This is a genomic window from Termitidicoccus mucosus (assembly GCF_038725785.1).
GTDB lineage: Bacteria > Verrucomicrobiota > Verrucomicrobiia > Opitutales > Opitutaceae > Termitidicoccus > Termitidicoccus mucosus.
Genome location: NZ_CP109796.1, coordinates 2,483,285 through 2,500,647 on the forward strand (window position 1 = coordinate 2,483,285; position 17,363 = coordinate 2,500,647).

Here is a 17,363-nt window from a genome sequence, read left to right on the forward strand (position 1 = left end):
GTCATTTATTGGTTTCGATTTTGCCAAGATCACCATGTGCCGCGAATTCCGGCGGTGAACTTGATGCTGTATTTGTTTCTTTGATAAAATTGCGAATATTCCGGATTGTTTGCACTTATTTTCACGCGGTCCAAGTCCGCATGGGTGATGTCCCTGCCGTTGAAGAAAAGCGCCAGCCATTTGGTGAAACGAAACTCGATGTTCGCGTCAAGGCGCGTGACCGGCAGCGTGTGGGCCTCGGCGAGAATCGGGTTGCCATTGGCATCCGTCCCAAAGTTCGGATAATTTATGTGCTGCTTTCCCCTGTAATTCCAATTCAGCCTGGCGGAAATCCGTTTGTAGGAATATGAAACGCCCCAATTCACCGTCTTGTCTATGAACTTGTTGAAATCCGCCCTCTCGCCCTCGAGATCCAGCCAGGTGCCGTTTGCAAACACAGAAAAACCGCGCACCCAGCGTGGAAGGGATTTGAAATTCAGCCGCTGGTTAAAATTTGCCTCGATACCCGACACCTTGGCGGATCCGACATTAAAGGTGGAGGTCATATCCCAGCCGGCATATTGATGGGAAAGGCCGAACTCGTCCAGCAACGTCTCATCAGCGATCATGGTGAAGGACCCGAACGCATTGTCGATGTTTTTCCAGAACGCGCCGACCGAGATAACGCCGGATTTCAGGTAATACTCAAGCGAGAGGTCGATATTATCCGACTCCCAAGGCTTGAGATCCGGGTTGCGTATGCTTATGGTCTCGGAGCTTTCTATGATTTCCGCCCGTCCGATGATATTCCCGAAATCGGGGCGCCCGAGCGTCCTGCCATACGCCGCGCGGAAGATAAGATTGGCCGCGATGTTATAGTTCACCCCTATGCTGGGATACCATCCGTCATAACTCGTCGATGACTTCTGCCCCCTTGTTATATATACGCTGCCTTCGCGCAACAGTCCCTCGCCCCGGTCCTCGGTTTGCTCAAAGCGCACGCCCCCGACCACTTTCATGCGGCCCCTAAATGCGGTCGCCTCGGCCTGCAAATAGGCCCCGTAGATCGACTCCTCGATATATTCGCTCCCAAGCGCGTTTTGCTGATAGGCATGCGTTTCGTTGAAGACAAACCAGTCCGGATGCTCCCGATAAAGGTCATACAGCTTGCTGAGGCTCACCCATTCTATGCTGGCCGGCCAGCCGAACCCCATGTCCTTGTTGAGATAGTTTGTATTCACAATGCCGGCGGCGGTGTTGTCGGCGTTGTCAGCAACCCCATCCGCGCCCCTGTAGCTCCACAGCTTTTTGTCCATGCCCCGGTCGCGAATTTGTTTCTTGTAGGCGACTCCGATCTGCACAGCGCCGTCCACGCCTCCCACGCGAATATCACGCCGCAGATTGGCACGCGCATTATATCGCGTGTCCGCCGAATTTACATGCTCGGACTCGACATTGATTATATTGTAATTGGCCAGCTTGGTCCAATCCTTAACCTCCCCTCCTTTGCTCACGGTAATCGTGCCGGGGCGCACTTTCTGAATGTCGTCAAAATTTGTCTGCACTTGGGAAATGCGGACATCCGCGTAGGAGAAAAACCCGTGGTCGGTGTCGCGGTAATAATTTACGGACTTGGAAAAGGAGCCTTCGATGCTTCCTTTCCATGCTCCCAATCGCCAGTTTGCCGCGCCCGAAACGGTGTGAGTGTCGCCGTATTTTTTTCTCCACATGGGCGATTGCAGCGTCTCGGTCGTTTCGGCCCCGTTGTTCAACTTTCCGCTATACATGTGGTGCTCGTCATAATCCGTGGGCGCCGCGTCCAGGATATTCGCGGCCCCGGTGACCGTCCGGTGCTGGAAGCTCAGGCGGTTCACGCCGGTGAACAAGTCATAACTACTATAAGTGTAATTCAGCTTCAAGGTAAGCGGGCTGAACGGCTTCCAGTCAACGCCGAGCTGGTAGGACTGGCGCTCCGTCTCGCGGGGATCGTCGCGCAATTGATAACTTCTCAGGTAGGGGTTGGTCTCGGACGCGCCATAAGCCGGCCTGAACTCCCAAGTGGGAGTGGAATAACGTTCATGCCCGACCTGGTTGGAATATAGCGCGCTCACTGTGAACCCAAAGTTTTTCGTGACCGGTTTTATATACGAAAATTCCCCGCCCGGGCGGACTTTATGGGTTTGCCTGTCGCCCGGCCCGCCGGTTTTCTTGAGATCATAATCATCGGAGGAAAACGTCATGAACGCCTTGTATTTCAATTGCGGCTTGCTGCGCTCGAAGGAGCTCTTGCTCACCAAGTTCACGCTGCCGCCGAGCGCGTTTGCCCAATTGCTGGGCAGCTGGCTTTTCGTCACCTCGACACGCGCCGCGTTGACGATGGACACCTGCTCGAGCGAAAACTCGCGCCCGGAGCCGTAGGACGCGGCGCTGGCCAGTTCGTTGCCGTCCATGGACACGGCATTGTATTCACTTGGGATGCCCCGAAGCACGAGCGCGCTGGCGTCACCCGCGCCGTATTCCAGCGACACCCCGGGAACGAATTTCATGAACTCGCCGATATTGCCCTCGGCGATATCCCCGAAGGCGTCGGCGGCGACCACATTCTTGACGTTGTCGGCAAAACGCTGCTCGTTGACCGCGATCGCCTGCGCGTCTTCCTCGCGGGTGGCGGCGACGACAAACTTGTCCATTATAACTGTCCCGCCGTCCCCGTAGCGCATCACATTGCGCAGTGAAAAATCGGCGCCGGCGGTCTTGCCCGCCTCCACAACCACTGTCGCTGTCTGCGGATCAAACCCCGTATAAAAGACCTCAAGCGTCACCGTGCCCGGAGTGACATCGCGAATCTGATAATAGCCGGCGCTGTCGGTAAACGCCTCCTTGCCCGCATCCTTGACGGACACCCGGGCATTCAACAAATAATCGCCGGACGCGGGATCCAGCACGCGGCCCTCGATCGTGCCCGATGCAGTCTGCGCGGCGAGACGGGCCCCGGCGACCAGCATGATTATAATGCCCGAAAGCAACCCGAAGGAGGAAAGGCGAGGCGGGAAGGTTTTCTTCATAAATGGAGAATTAGGTTTGGGAGATTTTATTGGGATGCGGAAAGGCATGGGGAGAGGTAGACAATATCATATAATCCCGGAACGGACCTCCGTGCCAACAGGTTTCTAATGGTGCCCCGAGGCTACCAATATTTCACAACCTAATATTAATAAATATATTAATGCGACCCGGATCGCCGTTCACCGGACGACGGCATGGCGGCATTCGACCACGAGAGAAACGGGTAATCTACGCCGGTGCCATCCGCGGAAACAAAGGATGCCGCTTATGAACTCACTGATGGGACGCAGCCGGCAGGATTTTGTAGGGCCTGACCTTGTGTCAGGCCGCGCACGCGCAGGAGACCACACAGGTAATCCGCGGCCTGACACAAGGTCAGGCCCTACATGTGCGTAACATCAGTGAATTCATTTCGATTTTCCTGGCATGCCCGCCATGGACTTTTTGGGAGATGCTCGAAACTGGTTCCCTGGGGTAACCTAAACACGGACATTGAGAAAACACGCCGCGACGCATCATATATCATGTCCTCCGCAAGCCCCTCATCCGGCCTGTCTTCGATCTATGAATCATCCCTATATCAATTACGAAAAGGAGCTTTTCCCGTCCGCAGGCTGGAACACGTGGAGCACCCGCAGCGCCCTTGCACATGTGTTGATGCCCGCCGCGCTGGCCGTTGAGCTGTCCTTTTGCCATTATGGCATGCTGCATGTGATTTCGAGCGCGTCATTCGGCATCCGCCAGCGGGGTGCGACGGCGGGCGTGAGACTCTCCGGTGTTGATATCAAAACCCAGCCCGAGGGCCTTGAACCGGGGCGGCATGCCTACGATGGCAGTTATACTTCGCTGACGGTGGTGATGGGTGAGACCAGAATCCGCGTGGAAAGCGCCCGCGTCGGGGATGACGGGCTGGTCATCCTGGTCACTCCTGTCGGGAAGTTCCCGCTGCGCCCCGTGTCGATGATTGCGGAAGGCTCGTTTTTGTGGAACCGCCCCGGCTGCATCGTGCAAACCGGGCCCGATTGCTGGCGGGCGCACGGCATGGCGCGCGGCGATGTTCATATATATTGCACCGGAAAACGCATTCGCGATCCCAACGCCGGGCACCGCTCGCCCTACTGGGTGCTGGAACTTTCCGGGCCAGCCGGCATCGCCGCCGGCGGCGCGCCACGGACGCTGGATGAGATCGGGCGGATCATCGCCAAGGCCCGGGCCGCCGAGGATGCGGCGCACCGGCGTTACGGCCGGCTGGCGGAATTGCACGCGGCTTACCAGGCATGCCTCGCATGGAACACCTTTTATGAACCGGCGCACGAACGCGTGATCACCACCTCATCGCGCCCGTGGAATGTGCTGCGCCTCGGATACGGCTTGTTCTGCTGGGATACTTTTACGTTCGCGTGGATGCAGGCTCCCGATGCGCCGGAGCTGGCGCGCAACTCCATCCGCGAGGTGTTCCGCGAGATGGTCGATGGAGAGTTCATCCCCAATGTCGCCAATGGCAGCGGGCGCCGCTCATGGGACCGCTCGCAGCCTCCGCTCGCCGGGCTCACCATGCTGGCGATCCACGAGATGGCGCCGGATCGCGGATTCCTTGCGGCGATCTTTCCGGCCTTGCTGGCGTGGAACCGCTGGTGGGATCGGGCGCGCCGGAACCCGCGCGGACTGCTCTCGTGGGGCTCGCATCCCTTCCCGCCGCGAATCGGCGACCTCGCCGAGCGCCTCCAGCCCAACACCGGGCGCGGCGCCGCCTTGGAATCCGGCATGGACAACTCGCCCATGTATGACGACGCCCCGTTTGACACGCGCACGCATTTGATGGCGCTGAGCGATGTCGGGCTCGCGTCACTTTATATTACCGACTGCCAGGCGCTCGCGTTGCTGGCGTCGGAACTCGGGCTGGCCGCCGAAGCGTCCGAGACGACGGAACGGGCCGCGTTTTATACAAAAAACATCGCCGCGCTCTGGAACCCCGACGCGGGCGTGTATCAAAACCGGCGCACGGACACCGGCGAATTCAGCCCGCGCCTTTCCCCCACGGTGTTTTATCCCATGCTCGCGGGCGTGGCGACCGGGGAGCAGTCCCGCTCGATGGTGGATAATTTCCTGCTGCACCCGGAAAAGTTCTGGGGCGACTGGGTGCTGCCGTCCGTCCCCCGCGACGACCCGGCCTTCCCGGAGCAACTCTATTGGCGCGGCCGCGTGTGGCCGGTGTTGAATTTTCTCGTGTATCTCGGCCTCAAACGCGCGGGCCACAACGCCGCCGCCGCAATGCTGGCGGAACGCTCCCGGATATTGTTCGAGCAAAACTGGCGCGAGCATTCCGGCGCATTTGAAAACTATTCCGCGATCACGGGGCGGGCCACCGAGGAAAAATTCTGCGATCCCATGTATGCGTGGAGCGGGCTGCTCGTCTTCATGCAGCTCATGGAACAGAAAAAAGTTCCCATCCCGTCCTTGCTGGTTGCGGACAAGCCCGCGGCCGCGCCGGATCGCGCCCCGCAACGCTGACATACCGCCGCCTCACGCGCCCCGGCGCGTGCGGATGGCCGGCAGGAGCGTCAGCACAAGACCGCACGCGAGCAGAGCCGCGCTGCAATAAAACGCCACCGGAGCCGCGTCGGCGGGACGGTGGTCGCGCAGCCACGCCATGAACTTCGGCCCGGCGACGCCTCCCGCCGACCACGCCGTGAGCACCATGCCGTAAAGCAACGCCATGCGCTTCTGGCCGAACAGCGCCAGCACATACGACGGCATCGCGCCGAAACCGCCCCCGTAACAAAGCAGCACGTAACACACCAGCGCGCCAAACAGCACCGGCGAGGCCGCGCGCGGCAGCAGCAGGAAGGCCACGATCTGCCCGGCAAGCATGAGCGTGAACGCGAGCGACTGCCCGATCTTGTCCGATACCGCGCCCCAGAGAAAACGGCCCAGCCCGTTGAAAATCGCGCCGCATGCGATCAACGTGGCGCCCGCCGAGGCCAGCGCCGCCGCATCGATATCCGGATTCCGGATACGCAACAAATCCTGCAGGAGCGGCGACTGGAAACTGATGATCGAGATGCCGACGAAAATGTTGCAAAAAAACAAAAGCCACAGCAGGCCGAACTTTATCCAGCCGCCGCTCCCGGCCTCCGGCGGCGGGCCGGACGCCGACGCCGCCTCCCCGCTCCGCCCCTTGTCCGCGGACGCGCCCGTGTTTTCCTTTTCCGGCGGGTTTCGCATAAACGCCCCCGCCGACGGCGCGAGCACGGCGAACACGCCTCCCATCGCCGCGAACGCCACCGCGAGGTTTCCGTCAAACACCCGCAGCGCCACCGGCGCGAGCACCTTGCTCATCAGCAGCGCGCCGAGGCCAAAGCCCATGACGACCATGCCCGTGACAAAACCCTTCTTGTCGGGGAACCACTTCGCCGCCGTCGCCACCGGCACCACATAGGCGAGCCCGAGTCCGGCGCCGCCGACCGCGCCGTAGCCCAGCAGCAACAGCCAGAGCAGCCCCTTCCACAACGCCGCCGCCGCAATGAAATGCCCGAGCGCGAACAGCGCGCCGCCCGTCACCGCGATGCCGCGCGGCGCGAGCCGCCCGGTCTTGAGCTGGAGCCCGCCCCACGCCGCGGCGAGCCCGAGAAAACAAATCGCCAGGCTGAACACCCAGGTGACGGCCTCGTTGGTCCAGCCGTATTGCGCCATGATCGGCTTCTGGAAATAGCTCCACGCGTAAACCGTGCCCAGGCAGGTTTGCAGGGCGGTGCCGGCAAGCGCAATCGTCCAGCGCCTGCCGTCTGGATAATGAGAAGTCGGGTGAGCGGGCATCGTTTTGGTTGAAAATCGTCCACTGAAACTCTGTCGCAACTCCAAGGCGATAGAAAACGATGATAAACGCGTGTGCGTCCCGCTCGGAGCCCTCCCGCTTATTCTATATGACCCAAATCAAGCAGTCTTCCAAAAATCGTCTTCTCCATCCGGCCCGACATCGCCAAGCTCGCAAACCATCGTGAACCCCTTCTTGCCACGCCTCGCCCGCACCGTGTCGCTCTGCATCCTGGCCGCTTCTCTCTTTCCGACAGCCCGGGCGGCCCGCTCGTTTGAATGGCGCCCCATCGGACCGGCCGACCTCGAATCCATTGCGCCCCCTCTTGCCCCCGAGATCGGAGCCGAGATTTTGTACCGATACGAGGAGATCGACGACAGTGACAGGCACTCGGGAGCGCGCTGCCGCGATTATTTCCGCATAAAAATATACAATCAAAAAGGCCTGAGTCATATTGATAAAATCGACATTCCCTGCCCGGACGGGATGAGCATCAGGAACCTCGCAGCCCGGGTGATCAAGCCCGACGGACGCGTCATCAACGTCGAAAAAAGCGCGTTCCACTCCCGGGAAATCGTGAAGCAGCGTCGCAAGCGCCACCAGATGACATCCTTCTCCTTTCCAGGCGCCGAGGTGGGCGACATCGTCGAATATAAATGGGAATCCCGCGCCAAGGACCACTTCTACTGGTACACGCTCTCGCCCATGCACGACATGCCGGCCCGGCATGTGGAATTCCAAGTCAGCCCTTTTCTTGCGCCAGGTGTCGATTGCAGCACCTATACCCACCGCTGCCCGCCCCTCGAGGATATGAACGGGAAAGACGGTTTCATTCCCGTGCATATTTTCGACACGCCCGCCTTCAAGGAAGAGCCCTATATGCCGCCGAAGAATGACGTGCGTCCGTGGATTCTTTTTTATCCCAGGGTTTATCTTGGCGGAGTTCTTAATTTCTGGGCACGGCTCGGGCGGGAAAAGGTCGAGGAGGTGGATGCGTGCGTTGGCAATCCGTCCAAGCTTATAAAAGAAACCGCGGCAGCGATCATCGGCGACGTCACCGGCATCGAGGAGCGGGCGCGCCTGATAAATGATTATTGCCGGAAAAACGTAATCAACACCGACCGGCATGTCCCCGAGTCCGGAGTGATCGTGAAGGCGAAAAAGAGACCGTCTCCCGATTATACGCTCCAAAAAAAACAGGGAGGCACGCTCGACATGATAATACTCTATCATGCCCTCGCCCGCGCCTCCGGCCTCGACACGCACATCGCTCTTTGCTCGAACAGGGACAATGGCGCCTTTAACCGGGACATCCATCTCGCCTCCGCCCTTCCGGACCCGCTCATCGCATTGCGGGATGGCATGCGCTGGCTTTTCCTCGATCCCGCAACCGATGTCGTGCCCTCCGGCATGCTGCGCTGGCAGAACGAGGGCGCGCAGGTGCTCGTTTCCACCCCCGGCCGTCCCATGATGTGGCAGACCACGCTGACGATGCCCGCCGCCAAAAACCTCGCGCGCCGGAGTGCCGCGCTGCGCCTTGATGCCGAGGGCACGCTTGCAGGCTCGGTGCGGATTGATTATTCCGGACACGCCGAGATGAGTATACGCGACGACTATATGAACGAAACCCCGGCCATGCGCGATGAGATGCTGCGCGCTAGGATTCAGGAACGGTTGCCAAGCGCGGAGGTGACAAAGATTGAAATGCCGGGTATCGACGACGTCACCTCGTCTTTTTTTATCACTTACGATATTCGCGTGCCCCGCTACGCCGAACAACTGGGGAAGCGGCTGTTTTTCCAGCCGGGATATTTCGAAAAAGGCATTTCTCCGCTCTTTGCCGCCCAAGAGCGGGCTCACGACGTGTGGTTCCCATTCGCGTGGTCCGAGCATGACGACATAAAAATCGAGCTTCCATCCGGCTACACATTGGAGGCGGCAAGCGCGCCCGGCAGCCTGTTGAATGCCAACTGGGGTGAATATGATGTCGAGATCCTTGTTCACCGCAAAATCAACACACTCGAATACAAACGGCGCTTCAAGTTCGCGGGTACGCGCGTCATCCAATCCGGCTACCCTCACATCAAGGCGCTTTTCGAGGCCATTCACCGGCGCGATTCGCATACCCTCAGCCTCAAGGCGGACGACGCCGAACCATAACCGGCGGCTGCCCCGCCCCTGCCTCGGGAGCCGGGCAACCTGAGCCAACACGGAAGATCCCTGCATATTTTTCTTTGCCTTCGCCGGGCCATCGACACATTAAACCGGGTTGTGAAACCCTGTCCATCATCCTTGCGCGCGGCTCTTTGCGTGTCCTGGCTTGCCCTTGGCTTCTCCCCCTTCGCCGAGGCCATCGACTGGCAACCGCTCGATCCGGGGGACCTTGCCGCGACCGCCTCCGCCATTGATCCCGACGCGGGGGCGGAAATCCTTTATCGCTACCTTGAGATCGACGACAGCTTCAACTACGACAGTTCGGGTTCCAGCAGTCATGAATACATTCGCATAAAAATATATAACGACAAGGGTGTGCGTGAGCTCGACAAAATCGACATCCCCTATACCAACCTGAGCTCTGTACGCCGTCTCATGGCGCGCGTCATCAAACCCGGCGGCGGCATTCTCGAGGTGAACAAGGACGCGTTTCACCAGCGCGACATCGTGAAGAAAGGCGACCGCAAGGTGCAGGTGATCTCGTTTTCATTTCCCTCCATCGAACCGGGCGACATCGTTGAATACAAATGGGACACCCGCTCGGACACCAACGTCTACGGACTCCAGCTCCGGCTGTTGCGCGAGATGCCCACGCGCAGGGTGTGCTTCCGGGTGAAGCCTTTTCTCGCCCCCGGACTGAACTTTGATGTGTTTTATCACCAGTGCCAGCAGCAGAAATTCGAAAGGGACCGGGAGGACTTCCATTCCATCGAACTGCGCGACCTCCCCGCATTCAAGGAAGAGCCCTGGATGCCGCCCGAGGACGAGGTGCAGCCGTGGATTCTGTTTTATCCCATGCTTGTCGAGGAAAAACCCGGAAACTTCTGGCCGAATACCGGGAAAACCACGGCCGGGGACATGGCTTCCTACACGCGCCGTCCGTCGAAAGAGATAAAGGAAGCCGCCGCCCGCATCACCGCGGGCGCGACCACGGTCGAGGAACGCGCCCGCCTCATCAATGACTACTGCCGCAACCAAATCCTCAATACCAGCCGCTACATCCCCAAGTCGGGCGACATCGTGAAACCCAAGAGCAAGCCGACCCCCGGCTACACGCTTGAGAAAAAACAGGGGCGCACGATCGACATCGTGACGCTTTACCACGCGCTGGCCCGCGCCGCCGGGCTCGACTCGCGGGTGGCGTTGTGCGCCGACCGCTCCGACGCCTTTTTCCGCCGGGACATCCGGCTTTCCTCCCAGCTCCCGGCGCAGATCGTCGCCGTAAAGGATGGCGGGGGGTGGCTCTTTTTCGATCCCGCCTTCGACAGCGTCCCGGCCGGAAGCCTGCGCTGGTATAACGAAGGCGTGCCGGTGCTCGTCGCCACCCCGCAATCCGTCGAGTGGCTCACCACCCCGCTGACCCCGGCGGACCGGACCCGGCTGAAGCGCACCGCCCGGCTGCGCCTCAATGACGAGGGCACGCTGATGGGCGAACTGCGCTTTGACTATTTCGGGCACTACGAGATCCAGGCCCGCATCGACTTCATGCTCGAAACCCCGGAAAAGCGTGAAGAGATCATGCGCGAACGGCTCCAGTCACGCATTCCCGGGGCGGAGATTTCCCGGCTGGAAATGCCGGGCATCGATGACCTCGCCGCGCCGGTTTATATAACATACAACATACGCATCCCGAACTACGCCGAGCGGGTCGGTCCGCGGCTGTTTTTCCAGCCCGGCTATTTCGAAAAAGGCAACCAGCCGCGGTTCACCGCCGAGACCCGCGACCACGATATATATTTCCCTTATCCGTGGTCGGTCGAGGATGACGTGGAAATCGGCGTCCCGGCCGGATTCTCGCTGGAAGAAGCGAGCGCGCCGGGGTCCATGCCGGAGAATGCGGACTGGGGAAAATACACCGTGCAAATCGCATTTAAAAAGAGCACCAAGACGATCATCTATAAGCGCGCGTTCGCCTTCACGCCGGTGAGGTTTTCCAAGGAGAGCTACGCGCAGGTCAAACGCCTCTTCTCCGCCCTCCATCACCGGGACGCGCATACGCTCAGTCTGAAAAGCGGGGCGCCGTCCGGAGAAACCGGCGCCGCACCCGCCGCCGCGGCCGCCAGATAACCCGCCACCGGCCTCCCACGCTTCCCCCATGTTTCCCTCCCGCCAAATCCTCCGCGCCCTGCCGCTGCTCGCCGCCGCGCTCTCGTTCCTTCCCGCCGCTCATGCCGCGCCTCCCCGCTGGATGACCGAAGCCATGGCCCGTGCCTGCCCGGCGGGCGACCACGACACCCCCGCCGCCGTCATCCACGACGAGGCGCTCACCACCGTCGCATCCGATGGAAAAATCACCACCAGGACGATGCATGCCGTGCGTGTCCTCACCCGTTACGGCCGCGACTACGCCACCGTTGCCATCCCCTACACCGCCGACACGGAAAATATCTCCGGATTCCGCGCGTGGCTCCGACTCCCGTCCGGCGAGGTCAAGGAATACCGCGCGAAAGACACCGCCGACATCGCGCTATCCCCCGAGGCGGTGTATGCCGACACTCGTTCCATCGTGTTCACACCGCCGAATGTCGTGGCCGGCAGTGTATTTGGATTTGAATACACGCGGGAGGACCTCGGCACGCACGGCCAGGATATGTGGACCTTTCAGTCCACCATCCCCGTGCTCTTTTCGCGCGTGACCTACAAACTCGCCAAGGGCTGGGGTGCCCGTTCCCTCACCTTCAACCACGCCGACATCCAGCCGGTCGCCGAAAAGGACGCCCTGGCTTGGGAGCTTCGCGACCTGCCGTCCGTACGCACCGAGCCGGCCAGCCCTCCGTTCGGACAGCTCGCCGCCTCCATCGGCATCGACCTTGTCCCGCCCGCCGCATCCTCCAAACGCGGCCCGGCGCGCACCTCGTTCGCCTCGTGGACCGACGTTTCCGCCTGCTACACGCCGGTCCACGACACCGCCGCCGCCCCCGACCAGGCCATCAGGCAAAAAGTCAACGCCCTCCTCGCCGGCGCGGGTCCCGCGCAATGGGAGCGCATCCGCGCGCTCGCCCGTCATGCCCAGATCGTCCGCTATGTGTCCATCCAGATGGGCCTGGGGCGGGGCGGCGGCTACACCCCGCGCGCCGCCGCCGAGGTGTTCAAAACCAACTACGGCGACTGCAAGGACAAGACCGCCCTCCTGCGCGCCATGCTTCAGGCCGCCGGGATTTCCTCGCATCCCGTCCTGGTTTACGCCGCCGACCGCCATGCCGTTTCCGACCGCTGGCCCACACCGGCCCAGTTCGACCACTGCATCATCGGCATCTGCGTGGACGAAACCGTCAGCGTCCCCGCCGTCATCGAAGTCCCCGGTCTCGGGCGCCTGCTCATTTTCGATCCCACCAACCCCAGCACCGCCCTTGGAAATATCGATTCCGATCTGCAAGGCGGCCGGGCATTGGTCCTCGCCGGTCCGTCCGGCGCCATGATTACCCTCCCCTTCACGCCCGCCGAAAGCAATCATCTCGAACGCGCCATCACCGCGCAACTCACCGCCACCGGCGCGATCGGCGCGCGCATCAAGGAGCATACGACCGGCCAGATGGCCGCCTACGAACGCGCCCTCTTTCACGCCCCCGGTTCCAAATACGAAAAGATCATCCTCGACTGGATAAACACCACCGCCCCCGGCGCGAAAATCGTCACCAATAAGCAGCAGGACGACATGAATGCCGATATCTTTGACCTCATGGTTGACTTTGCCGCCCCCGCCTACGCCCGCGCCATGCGCGACAAACTCCTCGTCTTCAAACCCGCCATCGTCTCGCGCCGCCATTATATCCCGTTCGATGACCCCGACCGCCGGCACCCCATCCGTCTGCATCCGAATTCGTTCGCCGAGACCGCCGACATCCTGATTCCCGACGGATTTGCCGTGGACGAACTTCCACCGCCCGTCGATGTGGCGGCCGACTTCGGCCGCTACACCGCCACCTGCACCACCGAAGCCGGCAAGGTCCACTACCGCCGCTCGCTGCGCGTCAACGCCGCCACCATCCCCGCCGCCAACTACAAGCTGGTGCGCCGCTTCTACGAAGCCGTCCGCAACGCCGAGCAATCCCCCGTCGTCCTCGTGCGCCGCTGACCCACCCCTCGTTCTCTTTCCGCGTTCTCTTCATCTTGCCCAAGCCGCCCGGGAAAAAGAAAGGGGGACAAAATGCCGGGTTGGCATCACTTTGCCGCGCGCCTCTTCCATCTGTCCGAAAATAAAAAGTTTCCCCCGCGCCGCCGCACCGCCTAGACCTGACACCCTCCGATCCACAAACCCATGAAAAAAGACGCCATCCTGTCCAAAATCAAAACCGAGAAAGTCGTCGCCCTCATCCGCGCCGACAGCCCCGACGGGCTCCTCGATTGCGCCAAGGCCCTCGCCGCCGGCGGCCTCACCAGCATCGAGCTCACCATGACCACGCCCGGCGCCATCCGCATGCTCGAAAAAGCCACCGCCGAGCTGCCCGATTTCCTCTTCGGCCTCGGCACCGTGCTCGACACCGAGACCGCCCGCGCGGGCATCCTCGCCGGCGCCAAGTTCATCGTCACGCCCGCCACCCGCCCCGCCGTCAACGAGCTCTGCCAGCGTTACAGCATCCCCGTTTTCTGCGGCGCGTTCACCCCCACCGAAATCATCACCGCCTGGGAATCCGGCGCCGACGCCGTGAAGATTTTCCCCGCCGAGTTCTTCGGACCCAACTACATCAAGTCGGTCAAGGCCCCCTTCCCGCAAATCGACTTCGTGCCCACCGGCGGCGTCAATGAAAACAACGTCGCCGACTTCCTCAAGGCCGGTGCCGCCGCCACCGCCGCCGGCAGCTCGCTCGTGCAGGCCAAGGCGCTCAAGGACAAGGATTGGGCCGCCATCACCGCCAAGGCCAAGGCTTTCGCCGACGCCGTCGCCGCCTTCAAGTAAGCCGCGACCAACTCAAAGCATTCGACAAGCCGGTGCCTCTGCCCGCACCGGCTTTTTTGTGTGCGCCCACGGAACACACGGAATACACGGAAGGGAGCTTCTAAAAATTCATTTCCAACCGCAAAAAGGCGCGAAAATCCGCCAAAAATACTGCTTGTTTAGCGTCATTTCGCGATTGTAGCGGTTGAAATAAAAATTCCGCAGTCCTTCACGATTAATTTTAGAACCTCCCGGAAGAATTTTTGGGATTATTATTGGCGGAATGTCGCTTCGCTCGGTTCTGTGTGTTCCGCGCGCAACTTAATGGTTCGGTTTCAATAGGGCGCAAAAGGCACAAGATCGGGTGTTTTTCTTGTGCTTCTTGTGCCTCTTTGCGGCTATTTTAAAGGTTCCCTTCCCTGCATTTTCGGTCTCTTTTTCAGCGCCTCAGTCTTCAGTTTTTCCGCCGCCATGCACTTCGACCTCGACCAGCGCACCGCCAGCCTGAGTGTCGGCGAATTCGCCGATTTCACACTCGGCCCGCGCGACGCGCTCGGCGGCCCCGCCGGCCTCTGGCGCGCGCAACTCGGCACGCACTGGCACAACCAGCTTCGCGACCACGCCGCCTCAGACCACCCCGGCGCTCGCTTCGAAGTGCCCGTCACCGGAAAAATCTTTCACCGCGGCTGGACGCTCACCCTCACCGGCCGCATCGACCAAATCCTCCCCGACGCCGCCGCTGGCGGCGAAGTGGCAGGTGACAAGGGACAAGTGGCAAGAAATGAGACCCGCGACGGAGACGCCCATGCCTCCGCCGTCCCGCGCGCCGCCACGCTGCGCGAAATCAAAACCGTCACCCGCGCGCTCCCCGCCGACGAGTCCGAGCTCCGCGCCGATTACCCCGCCTATTTTGTCCAGATCGCCGCCTACGTGGAGTTGCTTCGCCGCCCCGCCGACGAGGCCACGGCGGATTCCGGCGACGCGCATTTATCCCGGCCTTCCACGCCTCGCGCTTCCAGCTCTTCGCTTCGCGGCGAGCTGCACTTCGTCGAAGTCGCCAGCGGTCTTGCGCAGACGGTTCCGCTCGCGCCCGCCGACGACAACCGTTTCCGCGCCCAGCTCGAACGCGTCACCGAGTTCCTCGACCTCCGCCACCGCGCCCGCGAGCGCCTCCGCCACCTCCGCTTCCGCCCGCCCTTCCCCACCCTGCGTCCCGGCCAGGAGACCACGCAGGCCGACCTCGCCGCCGCGCTCGCCGCGCACCCCATCGTGTTTTTCGAGGCCCCGACCGGCTTCGGCAAAACCGGCGCTCTTCTCCATCTCGCGCTCGGCCAGCTCCGCGCCGGCCGCTTCGACCGCGTCCTCTACCTCACGAGCAAGGCCACCGGCCAGCTCCAGGTCATGCGCACCCTGCGCGACATGACAGAGTCCTCGCCGCCGTTTAATGCGGAATGTGAAACACCGTCCGCCACCAGCGCCCCTGCCGGCGATGCCGTTTCCGCCGGCGCGGTAGCGCCCCATTCCGCAATCCGCAATCCGCAATCCGCATTTCCCCCCGCTCCTGTCACCGCCTGGCTCGTCCGCCCCAAGCGCGAACACTGCATCCACCACACCTACCACTGCACCCGCGACGCCTGCCCCTACCTCTCCGAACTCGAAACCCGCTGGGCGCGCTCCGGGCTCGCCCGCTTTTACCTCCTCGAAAACGAACCCCGCGACCTCGCCGCTCTCCGCGCCGCCGGACGCGAGGCCTCCATCTGCCCCTACGAAATCACCCGCGCCGCCCTCCCCTTCAACGATCTCTGGATCGGCGACTACAACTACGTCTTCTCCCCGGCCCACAACCGCGTCTTTCTCGACCAGCCCACCTTCGACCCCGCCCGCACGCTCCTCCTCATCGACGAAGCCCACAACCTCCCCTCGCGCGTCGCCGACGTCTATTCGCACGCGCTCGACGCCGACACCGCCGCCGCCGTTTCCGCCTGGCTGCACCGCACCCGCGCCCCCGCCGCGCTCGCCAACGCCTGGGACCATCTCTCGCACTACCTCTCGCGCCTCCCCCGCGCCGACTCCCTCTCCCTCGCCGACGAGGACGATGCCCGCCATCTTCTCGAAACCCTCGCGCCGCTCATCACCGGCACGCCCCTCGACACCGAACAAATCCCCGCCGACATCGCCGAGCACCTCTGGCAGATTCCCGCGCTCGCCGACGAACTCGCCCGCATCGACCTGCCCCGCCTCTGGTGGAGCCCGCGTCACGCCGCGCTCGTCATCACCTGTCTCGATCCCGCCCCCGTCATCGGCCCCGCCCTGCGCCAGTTCGGGGCTGTGATACTCGCCTCCGCCACGCTTTCGCCCGCCGATGTTTTTGCCGAGACATGCGGCCTCCTTGAAGAAGGCGGATTGCGGAAGACGGATTGTGAAATTGTCCAAAAAGCACCGCACCCCGCCGATATCGCCAGCCACCCATCAGTCGCATCGGCCCCATCAGTCCCATTGCCCTTCCCCTCGCCCTCCGCTTCCGCCGCCGGCGCGGCGGCACCCAACATCCAAAATCGCCTCGGCTCCCTCACCAAGCGCGACACCAAAAAACTCTTCGCCCAACTCACCACCGGCGCGAAGCTCCTGCATGCCGCCGAAACCCGCCACGCCCTTGCGCCCTGCCACGTCCGCGCCGCGACCCCATGGCGCGACCGCGCCTACGACATCGCCATCGACCTCCGTGCCGACACCACCTACCAGCAGCGCGCCCGCCATGCCCCGCTCACCGCCGCCGCCATCGCCGCCCTCTGCGCCGCCTCGCCGTCGGCCCCCGTCGCCATCTTCTTCCCCAGCTACGCCTACGCCGAGCACATCAAGACCGCCCTCGACTCCGCCAATTCCGCATTCCGCACTCCGCATTCCGCATTCCTCCAGCCCCGCCTCCCCGACCTCGCCGCGCAAAACGCCTGGCTCGAAAACGCCCTTGCCGACCATCCCGGAGGCGCGCTCTTCCTCGTCCTTGGCAGCAGCTTCGCCGAAGGCATCGACCTCCTCGGCGGGCGCATCACGCACGCGATGGTCGTCGGCCCCGCGCTCCCCGAGGTGAACCCCGTCCAGCGCGCGCGCCTCGCAGAGCACACCCGCGTCCTCGGACGCGAGGCCGCCGCACGCCGCGTGTATCAAATCCCCGGCATCCAGAAAGTAAACCAAGCCCTCGGACGCCTCGTGCGCGCCCCCGGCCAGCGCGTCCGGGCCCTTCTCCATTGCCGCCGCTTCGCCGAGCCAGGCTACCACGAACTCCTGGCCCCCGACTACCAAACCACCCGCCACCTCGCCACCGACGACGACCTCGCCGCGTGGCTGCATACAGAATCCGAATCGTGAAAACGGGAAAAGCTGGCGCCGCTTCCCGGTTGCACCGCCAAAAACCTT

Annotated in this window: 8 protein-coding genes; 6 read left to right on the top strand and 2 right to left on the bottom strand. The window is 62.2% G+C overall.

What is annotated here, in order from left to right:
- Nucleotides 1–29 precede the first annotated feature (29 nt).
- Entirely contained in the window at nucleotides 30–3,044 is a 3,015-nt protein-coding gene (locus OH491_RS08480; protein WP_068772186.1) for a TonB-dependent receptor, read from the bottom strand.
- Between the two features lie 565 nt (nucleotides 3,045–3,609).
- Here OH491_RS08480 and OH491_RS08485 point away from each other — a divergent pair.
- On the top strand, nucleotides 3,610–5,556 hold the full coding sequence (locus OH491_RS08485) for an MGH1-like glycoside hydrolase domain-containing protein (protein ID WP_068772185.1): 1,947 nt from the start codon (nucleotides 3,610–3,612) through the stop codon (nucleotides 5,554–5,556).
- A gap of 12 nt (nucleotides 5,557–5,568) precedes the next feature.
- On the opposite strand, the gene OH491_RS08490 is transcribed toward OH491_RS08485, so the two are convergent.
- Nucleotides 5,569–6,861, bottom strand: a complete 1,293-nt coding sequence (locus OH491_RS08490; RefSeq protein ID WP_068772184.1) for an MFS transporter — start codon at nucleotides 6,859–6,861, stop codon at nucleotides 5,569–5,571.
- Nucleotides 6,862–7,042: 181 nt separating this feature from the next.
- On the opposite strand from OH491_RS08490, the gene OH491_RS08495 reads away from it, so the two are divergent.
- The 5 genes from OH491_RS08495 to OH491_RS08515 all read left to right on the top strand — a co-directional run bounded on the left by OH491_RS08495 (nucleotide 7,043) and on the right by OH491_RS08515 (nucleotide 17,315).
- Nucleotides 7,043–9,019 carry a DUF3857 and transglutaminase domain-containing protein gene (locus OH491_RS08495; protein WP_068772183.1) on the top strand — a complete coding sequence of 659 codons (1,977 nt, stop codon included), beginning with the start codon at nucleotides 7,043–7,045 and terminating at the stop codon, nucleotides 9,017–9,019.
- A 150-nt stretch (nucleotides 9,020–9,169) separates the two neighbouring features.
- Nucleotides 9,170–11,140 carry a DUF3857 domain-containing transglutaminase family protein gene (locus tag OH491_RS08500; protein WP_145929017.1) on the top strand — a complete coding sequence of 657 codons (1,971 nt, stop codon included), beginning with the start codon at nucleotides 9,170–9,172 and terminating at the stop codon, nucleotides 11,138–11,140.
- Between the two features lie 28 nt (nucleotides 11,141–11,168).
- Nucleotides 11,169–13,148 carry a DUF3857 domain-containing protein gene (locus OH491_RS08505; RefSeq protein WP_068772181.1) on the top strand — a complete coding sequence of 660 codons (1,980 nt, stop codon included), beginning with the start codon at nucleotides 11,169–11,171 and terminating at the stop codon, nucleotides 13,146–13,148.
- 183 nt (nucleotides 13,149–13,331) lie between these two features.
- A complete protein-coding gene (locus OH491_RS08510) occupies nucleotides 13,332–13,970 on the top strand; it encodes a bifunctional 4-hydroxy-2-oxoglutarate aldolase/2-dehydro-3-deoxy-phosphogluconate aldolase (protein WP_068772180.1) in 639 nt (212 codons plus the stop codon).
- Nucleotides 13,971–14,420: 450 nt separating this feature from the next.
- Nucleotides 14,421–17,315 (top strand): helicase C-terminal domain-containing protein, encoded by a 2,895-nt coding sequence (locus tag OH491_RS08515; protein ID WP_342750975.1) that lies wholly within the window; start codon nucleotides 14,421–14,423, stop codon nucleotides 17,313–17,315.
- The last annotated feature ends 48 nt before the right edge of the window (nucleotides 17,316–17,363 follow it).